Annotated in this window: 12 protein-coding genes; 4 read left to right on the top strand and 8 right to left on the bottom strand. The window is 64.5% G+C overall.

Going from position 1 to position 15,520, the window contains the following annotated elements; all coding sequences use genetic code 11:
- Positions 1-68 precede the first annotated feature (68 nt).
- Both WBR68_RS00415 and tsaE read right to left on the bottom strand, forming a co-directional pair.
- A complete protein-coding gene (locus WBR68_RS00415; protein WP_050450145.1) occupies positions 69-1,442 on the bottom strand; it encodes an N-acetylmuramoyl-L-alanine amidase in 1,374 nt (457 codons plus the stop codon).
- Entirely contained in the window at positions 1,370-1,909 is a 540-nt protein-coding gene (gene tsaE / locus WBR68_RS00420; RefSeq protein ID WP_230605782.1) for a tRNA (adenosine(37)-N6)-threonylcarbamoyltransferase complex ATPase subunit type 1 TsaE, read from the bottom strand. Before tsaE ends, WBR68_RS00415 begins: the two co-directional genes overlap by 73 nt.
- Before the next feature lie 162 nt (positions 1,910-2,071).
- Between tsaE and fumC the strand changes: the two genes are divergently transcribed.
- Positions 2,072-3,466, top strand: coding sequence for a class II fumarate hydratase (fumC, locus tag WBR68_RS00425; protein WP_050450144.1), 1,395 nt, complete (start codon positions 2,072-2,074; stop codon positions 3,464-3,466).
- A gap of 85 nt (positions 3,467-3,551) precedes the next feature.
- Here fumC and WBR68_RS00430 read toward each other — a convergent pair whose 3' ends face one another.
- Positions 3,552-4,445, bottom strand: a complete 894-nt coding sequence (locus WBR68_RS00430; protein ID WP_230605785.1) for an AEC family transporter — start codon at positions 4,443-4,445, stop codon at positions 3,552-3,554.
- Between the two features lie 244 nt (positions 4,446-4,689).
- Between WBR68_RS00430 and WBR68_RS00435 the strand changes: the two genes are divergently transcribed.
- Entirely contained in the window at positions 4,690-5,682 is a 993-nt protein-coding gene (locus WBR68_RS00435; protein WP_050450142.1) for a tripartite tricarboxylate transporter substrate binding protein BugE, read from the top strand.
- 114 nt (positions 5,683-5,796) lie between these two features.
- Here WBR68_RS00435 and WBR68_RS00440 read toward each other — a convergent pair whose 3' ends face one another.
- Positions 5,797-6,702 carry a LysR family transcriptional regulator gene (locus WBR68_RS00440; protein WP_230605788.1) on the bottom strand — a complete coding sequence of 302 codons (906 nt, stop codon included), beginning with the start codon at positions 6,700-6,702 and terminating at the stop codon, positions 5,797-5,799.
- Positions 6,703-6,870: 168 nt separating this feature from the next.
- Between WBR68_RS00440 and ggt the strand changes: the two genes are divergently transcribed.
- On the top strand, positions 6,871-8,574 hold the full coding sequence (gene ggt, locus WBR68_RS00445; RefSeq protein WP_230693486.1) for a gamma-glutamyltransferase: 1,704 nt from the start codon (positions 6,871-6,873) through the stop codon (positions 8,572-8,574).
- A gap of 9 nt (positions 8,575-8,583) precedes the next feature.
- On the opposite strand, the gene WBR68_RS00450 is transcribed toward ggt, so the two are convergent.
- The 4 genes from WBR68_RS00450 to WBR68_RS00465 form a co-directional block, all read right to left on the bottom strand.
- Complete coding sequence (locus WBR68_RS00450; RefSeq protein WP_050450140.1) at positions 8,584-9,987, bottom strand: APC family permease; 1,404 nt, start codon at positions 9,985-9,987, stop codon at positions 8,584-8,586.
- A gap of 625 nt (positions 9,988-10,612) precedes the next feature.
- A complete protein-coding gene (locus WBR68_RS00455) occupies positions 10,613-11,725 on the bottom strand; it encodes a CaiB/BaiF CoA transferase family protein (protein WP_050450139.1) in 1,113 nt (370 codons plus the stop codon).
- Between the two features lie 12 nt (positions 11,726-11,737).
- A complete protein-coding gene (locus WBR68_RS00460) occupies positions 11,738-12,721 on the bottom strand; it encodes a Bug family tripartite tricarboxylate transporter substrate binding protein (RefSeq protein ID WP_230605790.1) in 984 nt (327 codons plus the stop codon).
- 50 nt (positions 12,722-12,771) lie between these two features.
- A complete protein-coding gene (locus WBR68_RS00465) occupies positions 12,772-14,472 on the bottom strand; it encodes an acyl-CoA dehydrogenase family protein (RefSeq protein WP_230605792.1) in 1,701 nt (566 codons plus the stop codon).
- 114 nt (positions 14,473-14,586) lie between these two features.
- On the opposite strand from WBR68_RS00465, the gene WBR68_RS00470 reads away from it, so the two are divergent.
- Complete coding sequence (locus WBR68_RS00470) at positions 14,587-15,498, top strand: LysR family transcriptional regulator (protein WP_050448960.1); 912 nt, start codon at positions 14,587-14,589, stop codon at positions 15,496-15,498.
- Positions 15,499-15,520 lie beyond the last annotated feature (22 nt).

Below are 15,520 nucleotides of genomic sequence, written 5' to 3' on the forward strand. Positions count from 1 at the left end.
CAAGCAGCGGTGGAGCGGACAATGCACCACCCACATGAACGACGTAACCTATCAGCAGCGCGCTGATATCACCCCAGCCGCGCCAGCGGCGGGTTTGCGGTGAAGTAGCGTTGGATGCCCGTCATCATGGCTTGCGCCAGCTTTTCCTGATGCGAATTGCTGCGCAACAGGGCTTCTTCCTGCGGGTTGCTGATGAAGGCCGTTTCAACCAGCACGGACGGGATGTCCGGCGCCTTCAGCACGGCAAAGCCGGCCTGTTCGACGCTGTTCTTGTGCAGGCGGTTGATCTTCTTGATTTCGTCCAGGAAGGCGCTGCCGACCTTGAGCGAATCATTGATCTGCGCGGTGGTGGACAGGTCCAGCAGCACCTTGGCGACCTGGCGGTCGTGGCTGCCCAGGTTGACGCCGCCGATCAAGTCGGCCGCGTTTTCCTTGTCGGCCATCCAGCGCGCCTGGGCGCTGCTGGCGCCGCGCTGCGACAGCGCGAACACCGATGAACCGTTGGCCGACGGCTTGACCCACGCATCCGCGTGGATCGAAATGAACAGGTCGGCATTTACCCGGCGCGCCTTCTGCACGCGCACATGCAGCGGCACGAAGTAATCGTCGTCGCGGGTCAGGTAGGCGCGCATGTAAGGCTGGCTGTCGATCAGTGCTTTCAGGCGCCGCGCAATGCGCAGCACCACGTCTTTTTCACGCAGGCCGCTGCGGCCGATGGCGCCCGGGTCTTCGCCGCCGTGGCCCGGGTCCAGCGCGATGGTCAGCGTGCGCGGCTTGCCACGGCTGGCGGTGCCAGTAGGCGGCTTGGGCGCGGTCGGCAGGGGCGGGGCGGGTTGCTGGCCGCGCACGCGTGGCGCTTCGGGCGGATCGGCGCGGGTGACCGGGTTGCGCTGGATGTCTTCAAGAATGCGCGCCAGCGGGTCGTCGACGTCGGGGCCGCTCTGGTTCAGGATGGCGATAAGCGGATCCTGGGCGACCTTCGGATACAGGTCCAGCACCAGCCGGTACTGGTAGTCGGCCACGGGCTTGAGCGTGAACACCTGCGGGGCCACGGGCTGCTTCAGGTCAAATACCAGCCGCACCACGTTCGGGCGGTTCTGCGCCACGCGCAAGCTCTGGATATAGGGGTCATCGGGCCGGACCTTGGACACCAGGTCGTTCAGCGCCGCGCTCAGGGTCAGGCCCTCGATGTCGACCACCAGGCGGTGGGGGTTTTCAAGCGTGAATTGTTCAGCCTTGAGCTCGCTGTCGAGCTCCAGCGTGACACGGGTGTATTCGTCGGCCGGCCAGGTACGCACAGCCAGGATCGTTGCCGCCTGCGCCAAACGAGGCAGGACCGGCAAGACGAGCAGCGTGGCGGCAACGCTGATCAGGCGGCGCCGGGTGGCGCCTGCCGAGGGAAGGGCGCCGTCTTGGGCGGGGGGACAATCGCGTTCAACCATGTTTGTCCTCGAGCGGTGTACGCGGTCAGGGTGGCGTCGCGGCCCTCATCGGCATAAGCCAGGGAAATGAGCAAGTCGGGGGCGGGCAAAAGGCCCTCGGCCCGCTCTGGCCATTCGATCAAAACCACCGCGTCTTCACGCAGTAAATCCCGGAATCCTGCGTCTAACCATTCGCGCGAATCACTAAATCTATAAAAATCAAGATGATAGAAGTATAAGTTAAAAACTTTATAGGATTCAAGCAGCGCGTAGCTGGGACTTTTGATTCGGCCGGTGACGCCGCATTCGCGCAACAGGGCGCGGGTAAAGGCGGTTTTGCCTGCCCCAAGGTCGCCTTGAAGGTGAATGCAAGCGCCTGCGGGGCCAGTCTGTCCCCCTGAAACCAAGGGGGCGAGCTGGCGCGCAAGCGACTCCGTGGCGGCTTCGTCGGGCAGGTGCAAGGTCAGGGAGCAAAGAGGGGCGGACATGGCGCGAGGCGAGTGGTAAAAAACGATGAAGAGATCACGGATCGCCGCAATTATAGGAATGCGGGTTTCTGCTAATCTAATAAGTGATTGCTATTCTCAATATGTCGCTTCTGGCGGACACCGCCGCTTGCGACTGACAGCCGCCACGGAGTTGTACGCGCCATGAAGACCCGCATCGAAAAAGACACGTTTGGGCCCATTGAAGTCCCCGAGGATCACCTCTGGGGCGCCCAAACGCAACGTTCGCTGCATTTTTTCGCGATTTCCACCGAAAAAATGCCTGTGCCGCTGGTCAACGCGATGGCCCGCCTGAAGCGCGCGGCCGCCAAGGTCAACGCCGAACTCGGCGAGCTGGACCCGACCATCGCCGACGGCATCATCCGCGCGGCCGACGAGGTCATCGCCGGCAAATGGCCCAATGAATTTCCCCTGTCGGTCTGGCAAACGGGATCGGGCACCCAAAGCAACATGAACATGAACGAAGTGCTGGCCAACCGCGCGTCCGAACTCTTGGGCGGCGTGCGCGGTGAAGAACGCAAAGTGCATCCGAACGACCACGTCAACCGCGGCCAATCGTCCAACGACACCTTCCCGACCGCCATGCACGTGGCGGCCGCCGTCGAAGTCGAGCATCACCTGCTGCCTTCGCTGAAGCAATTGCGCGCGACCCTGGCCGAGAAAAGCGCCAAGTTCTATGACATCGTCAAGATTGGCCGCACCCACCTGCAGGACGCGACGCCGTTGACGCTGGGCCAGGAGTTGTCGGGCTATGTGGCGCAACTGGATCTGGCGGAGCAGCAGATTCGCGCCACCTTGCCGGGCTTGCATCAATTGGCCATTGGCGGCACGGCGGTGGGCACGGGCCTGAACGCGCATCCGCAATTCAGCGCCAAGGTGTCGGCCGATCTGGCGCATGCAACGGGCACGGCTTTCGTGTCGGCGCCCAACAAGTTCCAGGCGCTGGCCTCGCACGAAGCGCTGCTGTTCGCGCATGGTGCGTTGAAGTCGCTGGCGGCCGGCTTGATGAAAATCGCCAACGATGTGCGCTGGCTGTCCAGCGGCCCGCGCTCGGGCCTGGGCGAAATCAGCATTCCGGAAAACGAGCCGGGCAGCTCCATCATGCCGGGCAAGGTCAACCCCACGCAGTGCGAGGCCATCACCATGTTGGCCGCGCAAGTGCTGGGCAACGACGTGGCCATCAATATCGGCGGCGCCAGCGGTAACTTCGAACTGAACGTCTTCAAACCGCTGGTGATCCACAACTTCCTGCAATCGGTGCGCCTCTTGACGGACGGCATGGCCAGCTTCAATGCGCACTGCGCGGCCGGCATCGAACCCAATCACGAACGTATCGCCGAACTGGTGGATCGTTCCCTGATGCTGGTGACGGCCCTGAACCCGCACATCGGCTACGACAAGGCCGCGCAGATTGCCAAGAAGGCGCACAAGGAAGGCTTGTCGCTGAAGGAATCGGCCTTGGCGCTGGGTTATGTGACCGAAGCGCAGTTCGCCGAATGGGTGGTGCCCGGGTCCATGACCAACGCGCACAAGTCGTAATCGAACTCACGGGAGCCGCTGCGGCGGCCGCCCTGATGGTTGCCCCTGATGGTCGCCTTTGATGGGCGGCCATTTTTCATAGTGACTACGCGGTCAGCATCAGCCACAGCGGAATCGTGGCGGCCGAGAACAGCGTGCCTAGCGAAATCAGCACTGCCACCATCCGCCCGTCGCCGCCCATGCGCATGGCCAGCACGTAGGCGGCGGACGCGGTGGGCAAGGCGGCAAACAGCAACAGCATGCGCGCTTCAAGCGGGGGCAGGCCCAGCAGCCGCGCCACACCCAGGGCCACCGCGGGCAGCGCCACCAGCTTTACGGCAAGCATCCAGGTGATCAACGCGCCGTAGCCCTTGCCGCCTTCCCAGGCCAGGCTGGCGCCCACGCATAGAATGCCCAGCGCCAAGGCAGCCGCGCCCAGGCGCGCCAGCACCGTATCCACGGGGCCAGGCAGTTGCAAGCCAGCCAGGTTGCAGGCCAGCCCCAACAGGGTTGAGACAACCAGCGGATTGCGCGCCAGTTCACGCAGCAGATTGCCGCCGTTGTGGCGCGCCAGCCCGTAGACCGCGGCCACGTTGGCCATGGGCACCGCGAAGCCGACGATCAGCGCCATCACCGTCTGCCCTTGCGAACCGGCCAGGCTGGCCGACAGCGCCAGCCCGATATAGGTATTGAAGCGGTAACCGCACTGCGCGGATGAGGCCAGCCCCAGCGAGGACGGCCGCAGCACCAGACCCGCCAGCCAGGCCATGGCCACGCCCGCCACGATCACGGCCGCCGTGGCCTGCAGCAGCAGGGCGGCGTTGCCGGCCGTGATGGGGGTACGAAGAATGGATTGGAACAGCAGCGCGGGGAACAGCACGAAGTACACAAGGCGTTCGGTGCCCGCAAAGAATTCGCGTGAAAAACCCAGCTTGTGACGCAGCGCCCAACCCAGCGCAACCAGCATGAAATCAGGGAAAACCAGAAGGGCAACCGACATGGGACCAGGGTGTTTTTTTAGGGGAGCGGGCCGGGATCGGCGCGCTATGCGGGTGTAAGCATTTGCTGCTATTCTCCGTCATTCTGGCGGGCGCGTCTGCCACAAGCAATTCATAAAAGCAGCGCCACACACGCTGCACAGAAGCAAAGCGCTCCCACCGTTATCTGCTGGCCCGTCTACAGACGAGACCATCTCAAAACGGTCCGTTCACATACGGGCTCGCAATCTTGGAGGAAACACACCTATGAATAAAGTTCGCTCCCTGGCCTTGGCTATCGCCGTGGCGACTGGCGCCGCCGGCACGCTTGGCGCCTCCGTCGCGCATGCCGCCGACAAGTACCCCAGCAAGCCGATCCGCGTGATCGTTCCCTTCGCGCCGGGCGGTTCCACCGACATCATCGCGCGCCTGGTGACCCAACGCATGAGCCAGGAACTTGGCCAGCCGATGGTTGTGGAAAACAAGGGTGGCGCAGGCGGCGCCATCGGTGCGTCGGAAGCCGCGCGCGCCGATGCTGACGGCTACACGCTGTCGATCGCCACGGTGTCGACCATGGCCGTCAACCCGGCCTGCCGTCCGAAGGATCTGCCGTACGACCCGATCAAGGATTTCCAGCCGGTCACCAACTTCGCCAACACGGCCAACGTGGTTGCCGTGAACCCGAAGTTCCCGGCCAAGGACTTCAAGGGCTTCATCGAAGAACTGAAGAAGAACCCCGGCAAGTATTCCTATGGCAGCTCGGGCACTTGCGGCGTGCTGCACTTGATGGGCGAATCCTTCAAGATGGCCACGGGCACCGACATCGTGCATGTGCCGTACAAGGGTTCGGGCCCGGCCGTGGCGGATGCCGTCGGCGGTCAGATCGAAATCCTGTTCGACAACCTGCCGTCGTCGATGCCGCAGATCCAGGCCGGCAAGCTGAACGCCATGGCCATCGCCTGGCCTGAGCAAATTTCGTCGATCAAGGGTGTGCCCACGTTCAAGGAAGCCGGCTTTCCGGTGCTGAACCAGCCGGTCTGGTACGGCCTGCTGGCGCCCAAGGGCACGTCGATGGAGGTTGTGAACAAGCTGCGCGACGCCGCTGTCGTGGCCCTGAAGGACCCGAAGGTCATCAAGGCGCTGGAAGACCAGGGCTCGGCGCCGTCGGGCAACACGCCGGAAGAGTTCGCCAAAGAAATCAAAGAGCAATTTGATTGGGCGCAAGACGTCGTGAAGAAGCAGAACATCAAGCTGGATTGATGCGGCATGGGGCCGGCCCTTGGGCCGGATTCCAACGCCAGTAAAAACGGGTGCCTTGAACGTCAAGGCGCCCGTTTTATTTTGGCGGCGTTTATTTTGCCGACGCCGCGTCCTTCACGCGGGCGTATCAAGCGACGCAATGCGCGCGGCGCAGGCGGCGCGCAGCCGGTCGATCAGGTCGCGGTGCAGGGCCGACAACGGGTCCTGGTTGCGCACCATGATGCTGATCGGCACACGCAGCGCGGGCTCCAGGCGGCGCAGGCTCATGCCGGGGCGCAGCATGGCCTGGGCAGTGATGGCGTCGACGATGGCGTCGCCGCAGCCTGCGTCCACCAATGCGCAAGCCACGTAATGCGTCTGCACCTGAATAGCCACTTGCGGCGCCAGGCCCTGCGCGTCCAGCGCCATCTGCAGCAGCGCGCCCGAGGCATCGCCCGCGTCCAGCACGATCAGCGTATCGCCCTTGGGGTCGGCCAGTTCAGACAGGCGCATCGCTCCGGTGGCGGGCCTGCGGCTCAGGTGCACCAACTCGGTATGGCCCAGGCCCATGCGGGTCAGGCCGGGGTAGTCGTTGGTGTCGAAGGTAATGGCCAGGTCCAGTTCGCGCGTCAACAGGCCCTGCACCAGCTCCGCGCTGTGATGCGTGTGGATGTCGAACGTGATGCCGGGTTGCGCATCGCGGCTTTCGCGCACCACGTCGGGCAGCAAGCCCAGGCCCAGCGCGGGCGCGCAGCCTAGCCGCAGGTGCCCGTTTGGCCGGTCTCGCAGGCTGGCGACAAGCCGGCGCACGCTGTTCAGGTCCTGGTTCAGTCGCGCGACTTCGGGCGTCAGGATCTCGGCCTCGCGCGTGGCGACCAGGCGCCCCTTCACGCGCTCAAACAGTTTGAAGCCGAGTTGGGTTTCGGCGTGCGCCAGCAGTTTGCTGGCGGCGGGCTGCGAGATATGCAGCGCGGCGGCGGCCTCGGTCAGGGATCCGGTACGGCGGATCGCTTCGAAAATCTCGATGTGGCGCAGGCGCATGTCAGGGGGAGGAAGAGGGACCGGAACCGCGATTCTATGTCGGGTTGACGGCGCGGGACACCCGGGCCGATGATGAACGCCTGCCGGCATGCCGGCGCCACCTTGGAGTTGACCATGCGCGCTTGCCGCCACGCCGCCGCCATTCTTTTTGCCACCACCCTGGCCGCCATGCCGGCTGCGTGGGCGCGTACCCCAGCGGCGGTTGAGGACCTCAACCCCGAGGCGGCCAGCGGCGCGCAAGCGCGCGAACTGGTCCGAGCGCCGAAATATATGATGGTGTCCGCCAACCCGCTGGCCACGCAGGCGGGCGACGACATGCTGCGCGCGGGCGGCTCGGTGGTGGATGCCGCCATCGCCACGCAGTTGGTATTGAATCTGGTTGAGCCGCAATCGTCAGGCATCGGCGGGGGCGCGTTCCTGGTGCTGTATTCGGCCAAGACCGGTCGCATCCAAACCTATGACAGCCGCGAAACCGCGCCGGCGGCAGCGCGCCCCGACCGCTTCCTGGGCGCGGATGGCAAGCCGCTGCCTTTCGCGCAGGCCGTGAACAACGGCATGGCGGTCGGCGTGCCGGGCTTGCTACGCGGCCTGGAACTGGCGCACGAGGAAGCGGGCGTGCTGCCCTGGGCCGACCTGTTCCAGCCCGCCATCCGGCTTGCCGAACAAGGCTTTGCCGTGTCGCCGCGCTTGCACACGCTGCTGGCGGGCAACAAGGCCCTGCCGAAGCAGGCGGCCGCCGCCGCGTATTTCTATGCACCGGACGGCTCGCCCTGGCCGGTGGGGCATGTGTTGAAGAACCCTGAGTTCGCGCGCACCTTGCGCGCCGTGGCCACTCAGGGCGCCGATGCGTTCTATCAAGGCGAGATCGCTCGCGACATCGTGGCGGCGGTGCATGGCCATGCCACGCCGGGTGACCTGAGCCTGGCGGACTTGGCCAACTATCGCGCCAAGACGCGCGACCCGGTGTGCGGCGCGTATCGCGGCTACCAACTGTGCGGCATGGCGCCGCCCAGCAGCGGCCCCATCGCCGTGCTGCAGATGCTGGGCGAGCTGGAACAGTATCCGATGTCGACGTATGCGCCGGGTTCGGTGCAGGCGGTGCATTATTTTTCCGAAGCTGGGCGGCTGGCGTTCGCTGACCGAGACTTCTATGTGGCGGATCCGGACTTCGTCGATGTGCCGGTACGTGCCCTGTTGAACCCGGCCTATCTGCGCGCGCGCGGTGCGTTGATCCAGCCGGATCGCAGCATGAAGGTTGCGTTGCCGGGCGACCCGGAAGGCAAGCTGCTGACGCTCGGCCGTGACAACGCGCTGGAACTGCCGTCCACCAGCCATCTGGTGGCGGTGGACAAGCAAGGCAATGCGCTGTCCATGACGACGACCATCGAAAGCGAATTTGGCAGCAAGATCTTCGTGCGCGGCTTCTTGTTGAACAACGAAATGACGGATTTCTCTTCGTCGTTCAAGGACCCCGAAGGCAGGCTGGTGGCCAACCGCGTTGAACCCGGCAAGCGGCCGCGCAGCTCGATGGCGCCGATCATCGTGCTGCGCGACGGCAAGCCCGTGATGCTGGTGGGCTCGCCGGGCGGCAGCGCCATCATCAATTACGTGGCCAAGACGATTGTGGGCGTGCTGGATTGGGGCCTGGATATCCAGGCCGCGATTGCGCTGCCCAACATGGGCAGCCGCAACAAGGACACGGAACTGGAAAAGGGCACGCCGCTAGAAGCGCTGGCGCCCGCGCTGGAAGCCATGGGGCACCCGGTGCGCATCACCGAATTTCCCAGCGGCATCCATGGCATTGTGATCGACGCCAACGGCCTGCAAGGCGGGGTGGACCCGCGTCGTGAAGGCCTGGCCAAGGGCGGTTGAGGCGGCGTTTTATTCCAGCGCAGACGGGTCGATTTCCATGCGTGCTTCCTTGCGACGCGCCAGATAGGTCACGCCCCACATCACCACCCCAAGCAGCAACAGCCAACCCGCCACCTGATACTGGATCACGTCGCGCCCGGTCAGCGGCGTGACCAGGAACAGGCACGCCGCTGCGCCCAGCCACGGAATGATGCGGCTGATGCGGAAGTGTTCGTGCTTGACCTCGTCGCGACGCAGGACCAGTACCGCGACGTTGACGAAGGCGAACACGCCAAGCAGCAGCAGCGCCGTGGTGCCGCCCAGCGCGCGGATGGCTTCCGAATCAGCCAGGGCCACCAGGATGATCAGGCCAAACGCAAGCGCGGTGGTGAACAGGATGGCCGTCCAGGGCGTCTGGTTCTTGCGATGCACATGCGCCAGGAACGACGGCAACACGCCTTGGCGCGACATGCCGTAAAGCAGGCGGCTGGCCATCATCATGTTGATCAGCGCGGAGTTGGCCACGGCAAACATCGAGATCACGGGCATGATGTATTCCACCGGCAAGTCCGGGGCGGCGCGCTTGACCACCAGCACCAGCGGTGTCGAGCTTTTAGCCAATTCGCCCACCGGCACCAGCGCCACCGCGCAGATCGACACCAGCACGTAGATCACGGCGGTGATGCCCAAGCCGGTCAGCATGACCTTGGGAAAGATGCGGCTGGGCTCGTGCGTTTCTTCGGCCATGTTGACCGAATCCTCAAATCCCACCATGGCGAAGAACGCCAGCGCGGTGGCTGAGGTGACCGCCAGGAAGACGCTCTTGTCTTCGGGCGTGTCGAAGGCGATCACGCGCGAGAAATCCGCCTGCCCACCCGCCATGGCGTAGAAACCCAGCAGGATCACCATCAACAGGCCCGATAGTTCGATCAGTGTCAGCACGACGTTTGCCTTGACGCTTTCGGCCGCGCCGCGCAGGTTCACCAACATGACCAGCAACATGAAGCCCAGCGCGCCGAAGGTGATCCAGGTTTTTTCTGCTTTGATGCCAAAGGCAGCGAACAGGTTGGCGGCAAAGGCCTGCGAAGCCGTGGCGGCTGATGTCAGCCCCGAGCTCATGACGGTGAAGCAAACAATAAAGGTCAGGAAGTGCACGCCGAAGGCTTTGTGCACATAGAGCGCCGCGCCGGCGGCACGAGGGTACTTGGTGACAAGCTCCAGGTAAGACAGCGCGGTCAGCAAGGCCACCGCGAAAGCCACCAGAAAGGGCAACCACGCCGCGCCACCGACTTCAGCGGCCACCTGGCCGGTCAATGCATACACGCCTGTACCAAGGATGTCGCCAACAATGAACAGCAACAATAGTTTGGCGCCCATCACGCGCTTGAGCGGCGCATTATCTGTGGACGCGGCGATCGTCTCGTTTGTGGCCATATTCTTTTCTCCTCTTTCTTGGACTTTGCGGGGGGAGGCGACCCGAAAAGTCTAAGGCGGGGAGGGTGTAGACAGTGCTACAACGGTGCAACGAAATGTCTTAGTTGTTGGGATTCGTAGGATGGGTGCAGCGCGAGAGGCAGGTCAGAAAAACCCCAGTGCAATTCGCGCGAAACCCATCAAGCAGCGGCGGAGTCTGGGGAATCTTGGCCACACGGCTGCGTGGCTGGATTAGCGCTGCATGATGGGTTCCGCGCGAACATTTTCGGGGTTCTTCTGCCCGTTTTCGCGCGCTGCACCCATCCTACGATTCATATCCGGTTGGGATTCGTAGGATGGGTGCAGCGCGAGAGAGCAGGTCAGAAAAACCCCAGTGCAATTCGCGCGAAACCCATCAAGCAGCGGCGGAGTCTGGGGAATCTTGGCCACACGGCTGCGTGGCTGGATTAGTGCTGGTTCCAGCGCTGCATGATGGGTTCCGCGCGAACATTTTCGGGGTTCTTCTGCCCGTTTTCGCGCGCTGCACCCATCCTACAATTCATATCCGTTTGGGATTCGTAGGATGGGTGCAGCGCGAGAGTCAGGTCAGAAAAACCCAAGTGCAATTCGCGCGGAACCCATCGATTCACGCCTTCAATTCTGGTGGCAGTTTCCGCAGGCTAGCCGGTGTGCGCGATAGCTTGATCGGCGAGCCTACGCCTTTGTATTCGCCTTGCTCTAGCACCATGCCGCGGTGCTTCGTGTGCGGATGCGCCAAGGCTTGGTCCACCGTTTGCACGGCGGCGGCGGGGACGCCTGCGCGAAGCAGGCGGTCGGCCAGCGCCGACGCATTCTGACTCGCCAGCAAACTCGACAATTCATCGCGCAAGGCTTGCCGGTTTTGCAGACGATCGGCATTTGTCGCATAGCGCGCATCCGCCGCCAGCCCCGGCGCTTCAAGCACCTGCGCCATCAACGCAAACTGCCGGTTGTTGCCCACGGCAAGAAAAATCGGTCCGCTGGCGGTGGGCAGGGTTTCGTAAGGCGCAATGTTCGGGTGCGCGTTGCCGCTGCGCTTGGGCACCTTGCCGCTGTAAAAAAAGTTGGCGGCGTGCGGATGCAACAGCGACAGCGCGCAGTCGTACAGCGTGATGTCCAGGAATTGGCCCAGGCCGCTGCGATGGCGTTCGTTCAGCGCCAGCAACACGGCGACCGCGGCGTTCAGTCCGGTCACCATGTCCACCACCGGCAGACCCACGCGCGTGGCCTCGCCGTCGGCTTCGCCATTCACGCTCATCAAGCCGCACATGGCTTGGGCGCAGGCGTCGTAGCCGGGCAGCCCGCCCAAGGGGCCATCCGCGCCAAAGCCGCTGACGCGGCAATGCACCAGCTTGGGAAAGGCCTGGCTCAGGCTGTCATAACCCAGCCCCCACTTTTCCAGCGTGCCGGGCTTGAAGTTTTCAACCAGCACGTCGGCGTCGGCCAGCAGATGGCGCAGCAGTTCCTGGCCGGCAGGTTGCGACAAGTCCAGCGTCATGCCTTCCTTGTTGCGGTTCACGCCGATGAAGTACGAGGCCGTGTCGCCCAGGAAAGGCGGCCCCCAACCACGGGTTTCGTCACCGCCCGGGGGCTCGATCTTCAGCACGTCGGCGCCGTGGTCGGCCAGTATCTGCGTGCAGTACGGGCCGCCCAGCACGCGCGACAGGTCGATCACTTTGCAGCCGGCCAGCGCGCCGGCGTTCGGAAGAGTAGGGGCCATGGAATCTCTGCTTCAGTCGATGGAAACGTTGGCGCTCTTGATGAGTTCGCGCCACTTGGGGACTTCGGCCTTGATGAAGTTGGCCAGGCCTTGCGGCGTCTGGTCCTTGGCCGCCACGATGCCTTGCGAACGCAGTGCCTGCTCGACGGTGGGGTCCGACAACGCGGTCTTGAACGCCTGGTTCAACGTGTCCACCACATCGGCCGGCGTGCCCTTGGGCGCGACGATGCCGAAGAAGACGCTGACGTCATAGCCCTTGAGGCCCTGCTCGGACAAGGTGGGCAAATCCGGCAGCGCGTCCGATCGTTGCGCGCTGGCCAGGCCGATGGCGCGCAGCTTGCCGGCCTTGACGTGGGGCAAGGCCGTGAGGATGTCGGTGAACGACATGGACACCTGTCCGCCCAGCAGGTCATTCAGCGCGGGCCCCGTGCCCTTGTAGGGGATGTGCATGATGTCGGTGCCGGCCATCTTGTTGAACAGGATGCCTGCCAGGTGCGACGATGCGCCGTTGCCCGACGACGCGTAGCTGAGCTTGGTGGGATTCTTCTTGGCGTAGGCGATCAGCTCTTGCACATTGTTGACCGGCACCGACGGGTTCACCACCAGGATGTTGGGCAGATGGCCCAGGCGGATGATCGGCGCGAAGCTGGTTTCAGGGTTGTAGCCCTGGTTCTTGTACAGGCTGACGTTGATGGCCAGCGGGCCGGACGTACCGAACAGCAGCGTATAGCCGTCGGGCTTGGCCCCCGCCACATATTCCGATCCGATGTTGCCGCCCGCGCCGCTGCGGTTTTCAACGATGACGTTCTGCTTGAGCGGCTCGCGCAGCTTCTCGGCCAGGCGGCGCGCCATGGCGTCGGTCGGCCCGCCGGGCGGGAACGGCACGACCAGCGTGATGGGGCGGGCGCTGGGAAAGGCGTCGGCGGCCAGCGCGGACGTGGCCGGCATGACGGCGGTAGCCGCGGCCATAAGCAAGGGGGCAATAAAGCGTTTCATGGTGGTGTCTCCTGTGGGGAAGGCGCGCCGGCTGTGCCGCCGGCGTCGGATTACAGCGCGTACTGCAAGATGGCCTGGCAGGCCGCGCTTTCGTTGGGGGGAATGGCATAGGGGTCGCGCGGCGCCAGGCGGTGCAGCAGCACCTGGTCGGCCAGTTGCGCACGGCTTTCCAGCCCGGCGCCCGTGGCTTCCCAGCGCAGCGCGGCCATGGACACGGCGTGGTACAGCAACGATGCGGCCTGGCGGGCCAGTTCATCATGGTCGCCCGCCGCCGCGTGTTCGGCCAACGCAAAGCTCTTGGCCAGCGCCTCTGCTTGCAGTTCGGCCAGATCGGTCGGGCAGGGCACGCCCGCCGCCAGCAACTGGTCGATGTGCGCACGCAGGGCGGGCAGCGAATTTTCTTTCTTGATGGCGCGCAGCACGTCCAGCGCCACGATGTTGCTGGTGCCTTCCCAGATGGATCCCAGATGTGCGTCGCGCACCAGGCGCGGCTCGGTCCATTCCTCGATATAGCCGCAGCCGCCGCGCACTTCCATCGCGTCGCCCGTTACCTTGCGGGCATCGCGGCAGGCGCGGAACTTGATCAGCGGCGTCAGGATGCGGGCCAGCGCCGGGTCGGCCGTGCCCTGGTCGGCGTCCGCCAGCGCGCGCGCTGTCTGGAACATGACGCTGCGCGCCTGTTCGGCCCATACCGTCATCTTGACCAGCTGGCGCTGCATCAGCGGCATGTCGATCAGTCGCTTGCCGAAGGCGCGGCGGTGCTGCGACACGTAGATGGCTTCGGTCACCGCGCGGCGCATCAGCCCGGCCGCGCGCATGCCGTTGGACAGGCGCGAATTGTTGATCATGTCGGCCATCTGCTTGAAGCCGCGACCACGTTCGCCCACCAGCCAGGCTACGGCCCCTTCCAGACGGATCTCGCCGCTGGCCATCGAGCGTGTCCCCAGCTTGTCTTTCAAACGCAGGATTCGGTAATGGTTGTGGCTGCCATCGTCCAGGTCGCGCGGCAGCAGGAAGAGCGACACGCCCTTCAGGCCCGGCTGCGGCTCGCTGCGCGCCAACACCATGGCGAAGCCCGCGTCGGGGTTCGAGCAGAACCACTTGTCGCCATGGATGCGCCAGGTGCCGTCGGCCTGCGCTTCCGCGGTCACTTCTGTGGCGCTCACGTCCGACCCCGCGCCCTGTTCCGTCATGAACATCGCGCCTTGGCGCAGCGCGTCGAAATCCTGGGTGGTGACTTGCGGCAGCACGCGCTCGACCAGCGCGGGGTCGCCGAACTTGCGCAGTGTGCGCGCCAGCGAATCGGTCATGCTGACCGGGCAGCACAGGCCAAATTCGGCCTGCACGAAAAGGTGGCTAAGCGCGTACTTGGCGCTGGCCGGCATGGGTTCGGGCCAGCCCAGCACGCCGCCGCGATGCGACAGCGCGGCCAGGCCGAATTCGCTGTAGGCCAGCCGTTCAAGCTCGACATAGGCGGGATGCTTGTCGACGCGCGATTCGTCCGCGCCCGCGCGGCTGCGCACGGACAGGGTGGGCGGATGCTTGTCCGCCGTGGCCGCCAGCTCGTCCATCACACCGCCAGCCAAACCGCCCAGGCGTTCCAGGTGCGGCAGCAGATGCGTGTGCAGCGCGGCCGGCAGATAGCGCTGGCTTAGCGCGGCGGCATAAGGGTCCGCGCTGAATAGATTCAGGCCGCGTGAATCCGGAACGGGCGTGGTGTTGGGGGCAACGGGGCGGGCGGGGGCGTCCATGGCGGCATCCTGCGGAAAACGGGGGAGATGGCCGATGTTGCGCGGGTAGATTAATCTATGCAAATACCGATTTTGTGTAGAACAATCCATAAAAAATATAGATAGGGGGAGACCATGGATCTGGACCCGCGCCTTTTGCGCTACTTCATCGCGGTGGCCGAAGAGCGCCACTTCAGTCGCGCCGCCACGCGGCTGCATATTTCCCAGCCCCCGTTGAGCTACGCCATCCGCCAATTGGAAGACAACGTTGGCGCTCGCTTACTGGCGCGTACCAGCCGGCATGTGGAACTGACCGACGCGGGCCACGTGCTGTATCGCGAGGCCCTGACGTTGCTGAGGCAGGCGGAAGAGGTACGCACGCTGGTGCAAAGGGTGGACGCGGGCTTGCGGGGCCGGCTGCGCATCGGCTTCGTGGGGTCGATGCTGTATCGCGGCCTGCCGACGCTGTTGAACGCGATGCGGGCGGAGTTGCCCGACGTTGAGCACGTGCTGACTGAACTGAATTCCCACGAGCAGATTGAAGCGGTGCGGCGTGGTGAGCAGGACCTGGGCTTTATCCACGCCAACCCGGTGCCCGACGAGGTGCTGGCGCGCGACCTGATCGCGGAACCCTTCGTAGTATGCCTGCCGGACTCGCATCCACTGGCGGGCCGCCAGTCGCTACGTCTTGCCGAACTGGCTAGCGATGATTTCGTCTTCTTCGCCCGCGCGGCGTCCCCCAGCTATTACGAAACCGTGCTGTCCATGTGTGTGGCGGCGGGGTTCATGCCGGTGATCCGGCACGAAGTGCGTCATTGGCTGAGCGTGGCGTCGCTGGTGTCGCAGGGTTTGGGCGTGTCGATCGTGCCGGCCTGCCTGTCGCGCAGCGGCCTGGCCGGCACGCGCTTCATCGCCTTCGCGCATGACGCGCGCTCGGTCAGTCAGGTGATCTGGCACGCCGGTGCGCGCACGCCCTTGCAGCAAAGGGCGATGGCGCTGGTGGAACGCCAGTTTCCATCGGCCGCGACCCAGGCCGCGGCCGACTGAAGACCCGCGCAATACAGATCAG

The organism is Achromobacter sp. JD-1 (assembly GCF_038594925.1).
Lineage (GTDB): Bacteria > Pseudomonadota > Gammaproteobacteria > Burkholderiales > Burkholderiaceae_B > Achromobacter > Achromobacter spanius_C.

Coding starts and splice junctions, on each gene's coding strand:
- WBR68_RS00415 (WP_050450145.1), bottom strand. CDS start 1,442: ATGGTTGAACGCGATTGTCCCCCCGCCCAAGACGGCGCCCTTCCCTCG.
- tsaE (WP_230605782.1), bottom strand. CDS start 1,909: ATGTCCGCCCCTCTTTGCTCCCTGACCTTGCACCTGCCCGACGAAGCC.
- fumC (WP_050450144.1), top strand. CDS start 2,072: ATGAAGACCCGCATCGAAAAAGACACGTTTGGGCCCATTGAAGTCCCC.
- WBR68_RS00430 (WP_230605785.1), bottom strand. CDS start 4,445: ATGTCGGTTGCCCTTCTGGTTTTCCCTGATTTCATGCTGGTTGCGCTG.
- WBR68_RS00435 (WP_050450142.1), top strand. CDS start 4,690: ATGAATAAAGTTCGCTCCCTGGCCTTGGCTATCGCCGTGGCGACTGGC.
- WBR68_RS00440 (WP_230605788.1), bottom strand. CDS start 6,702: ATGCGCCTGCGCCACATCGAGATTTTCGAAGCGATCCGCCGTACCGGA.
- ggt (WP_230693486.1), top strand. CDS start 6,871: ATGCCGGCTGCGTGGGCGCGTACCCCAGCGGCGGTTGAGGACCTCAAC.
- WBR68_RS00450 (WP_050450140.1), bottom strand. CDS start 9,987: ATGGCCACAAACGAGACGATCGCCGCGTCCACAGATAATGCGCCGCTC.
- WBR68_RS00455 (WP_050450139.1), bottom strand. CDS start 11,725: ATGGCCCCTACTCTTCCGAACGCCGGCGCGCTGGCCGGCTGCAAAGTG.
- WBR68_RS00460 (WP_230605790.1), bottom strand. CDS start 12,721: ATGAAACGCTTTATTGCCCCCTTGCTTATGGCCGCGGCTACCGCCGTC.
- WBR68_RS00465 (WP_230605792.1), bottom strand. CDS start 14,472: ATGGACGCCCCCGCCCGCCCCGTTGCCCCCAACACCACGCCCGTTCCG.
- WBR68_RS00470 (WP_050448960.1), top strand. CDS start 14,587: ATGGATCTGGACCCGCGCCTTTTGCGCTACTTCATCGCGGTGGCCGAA.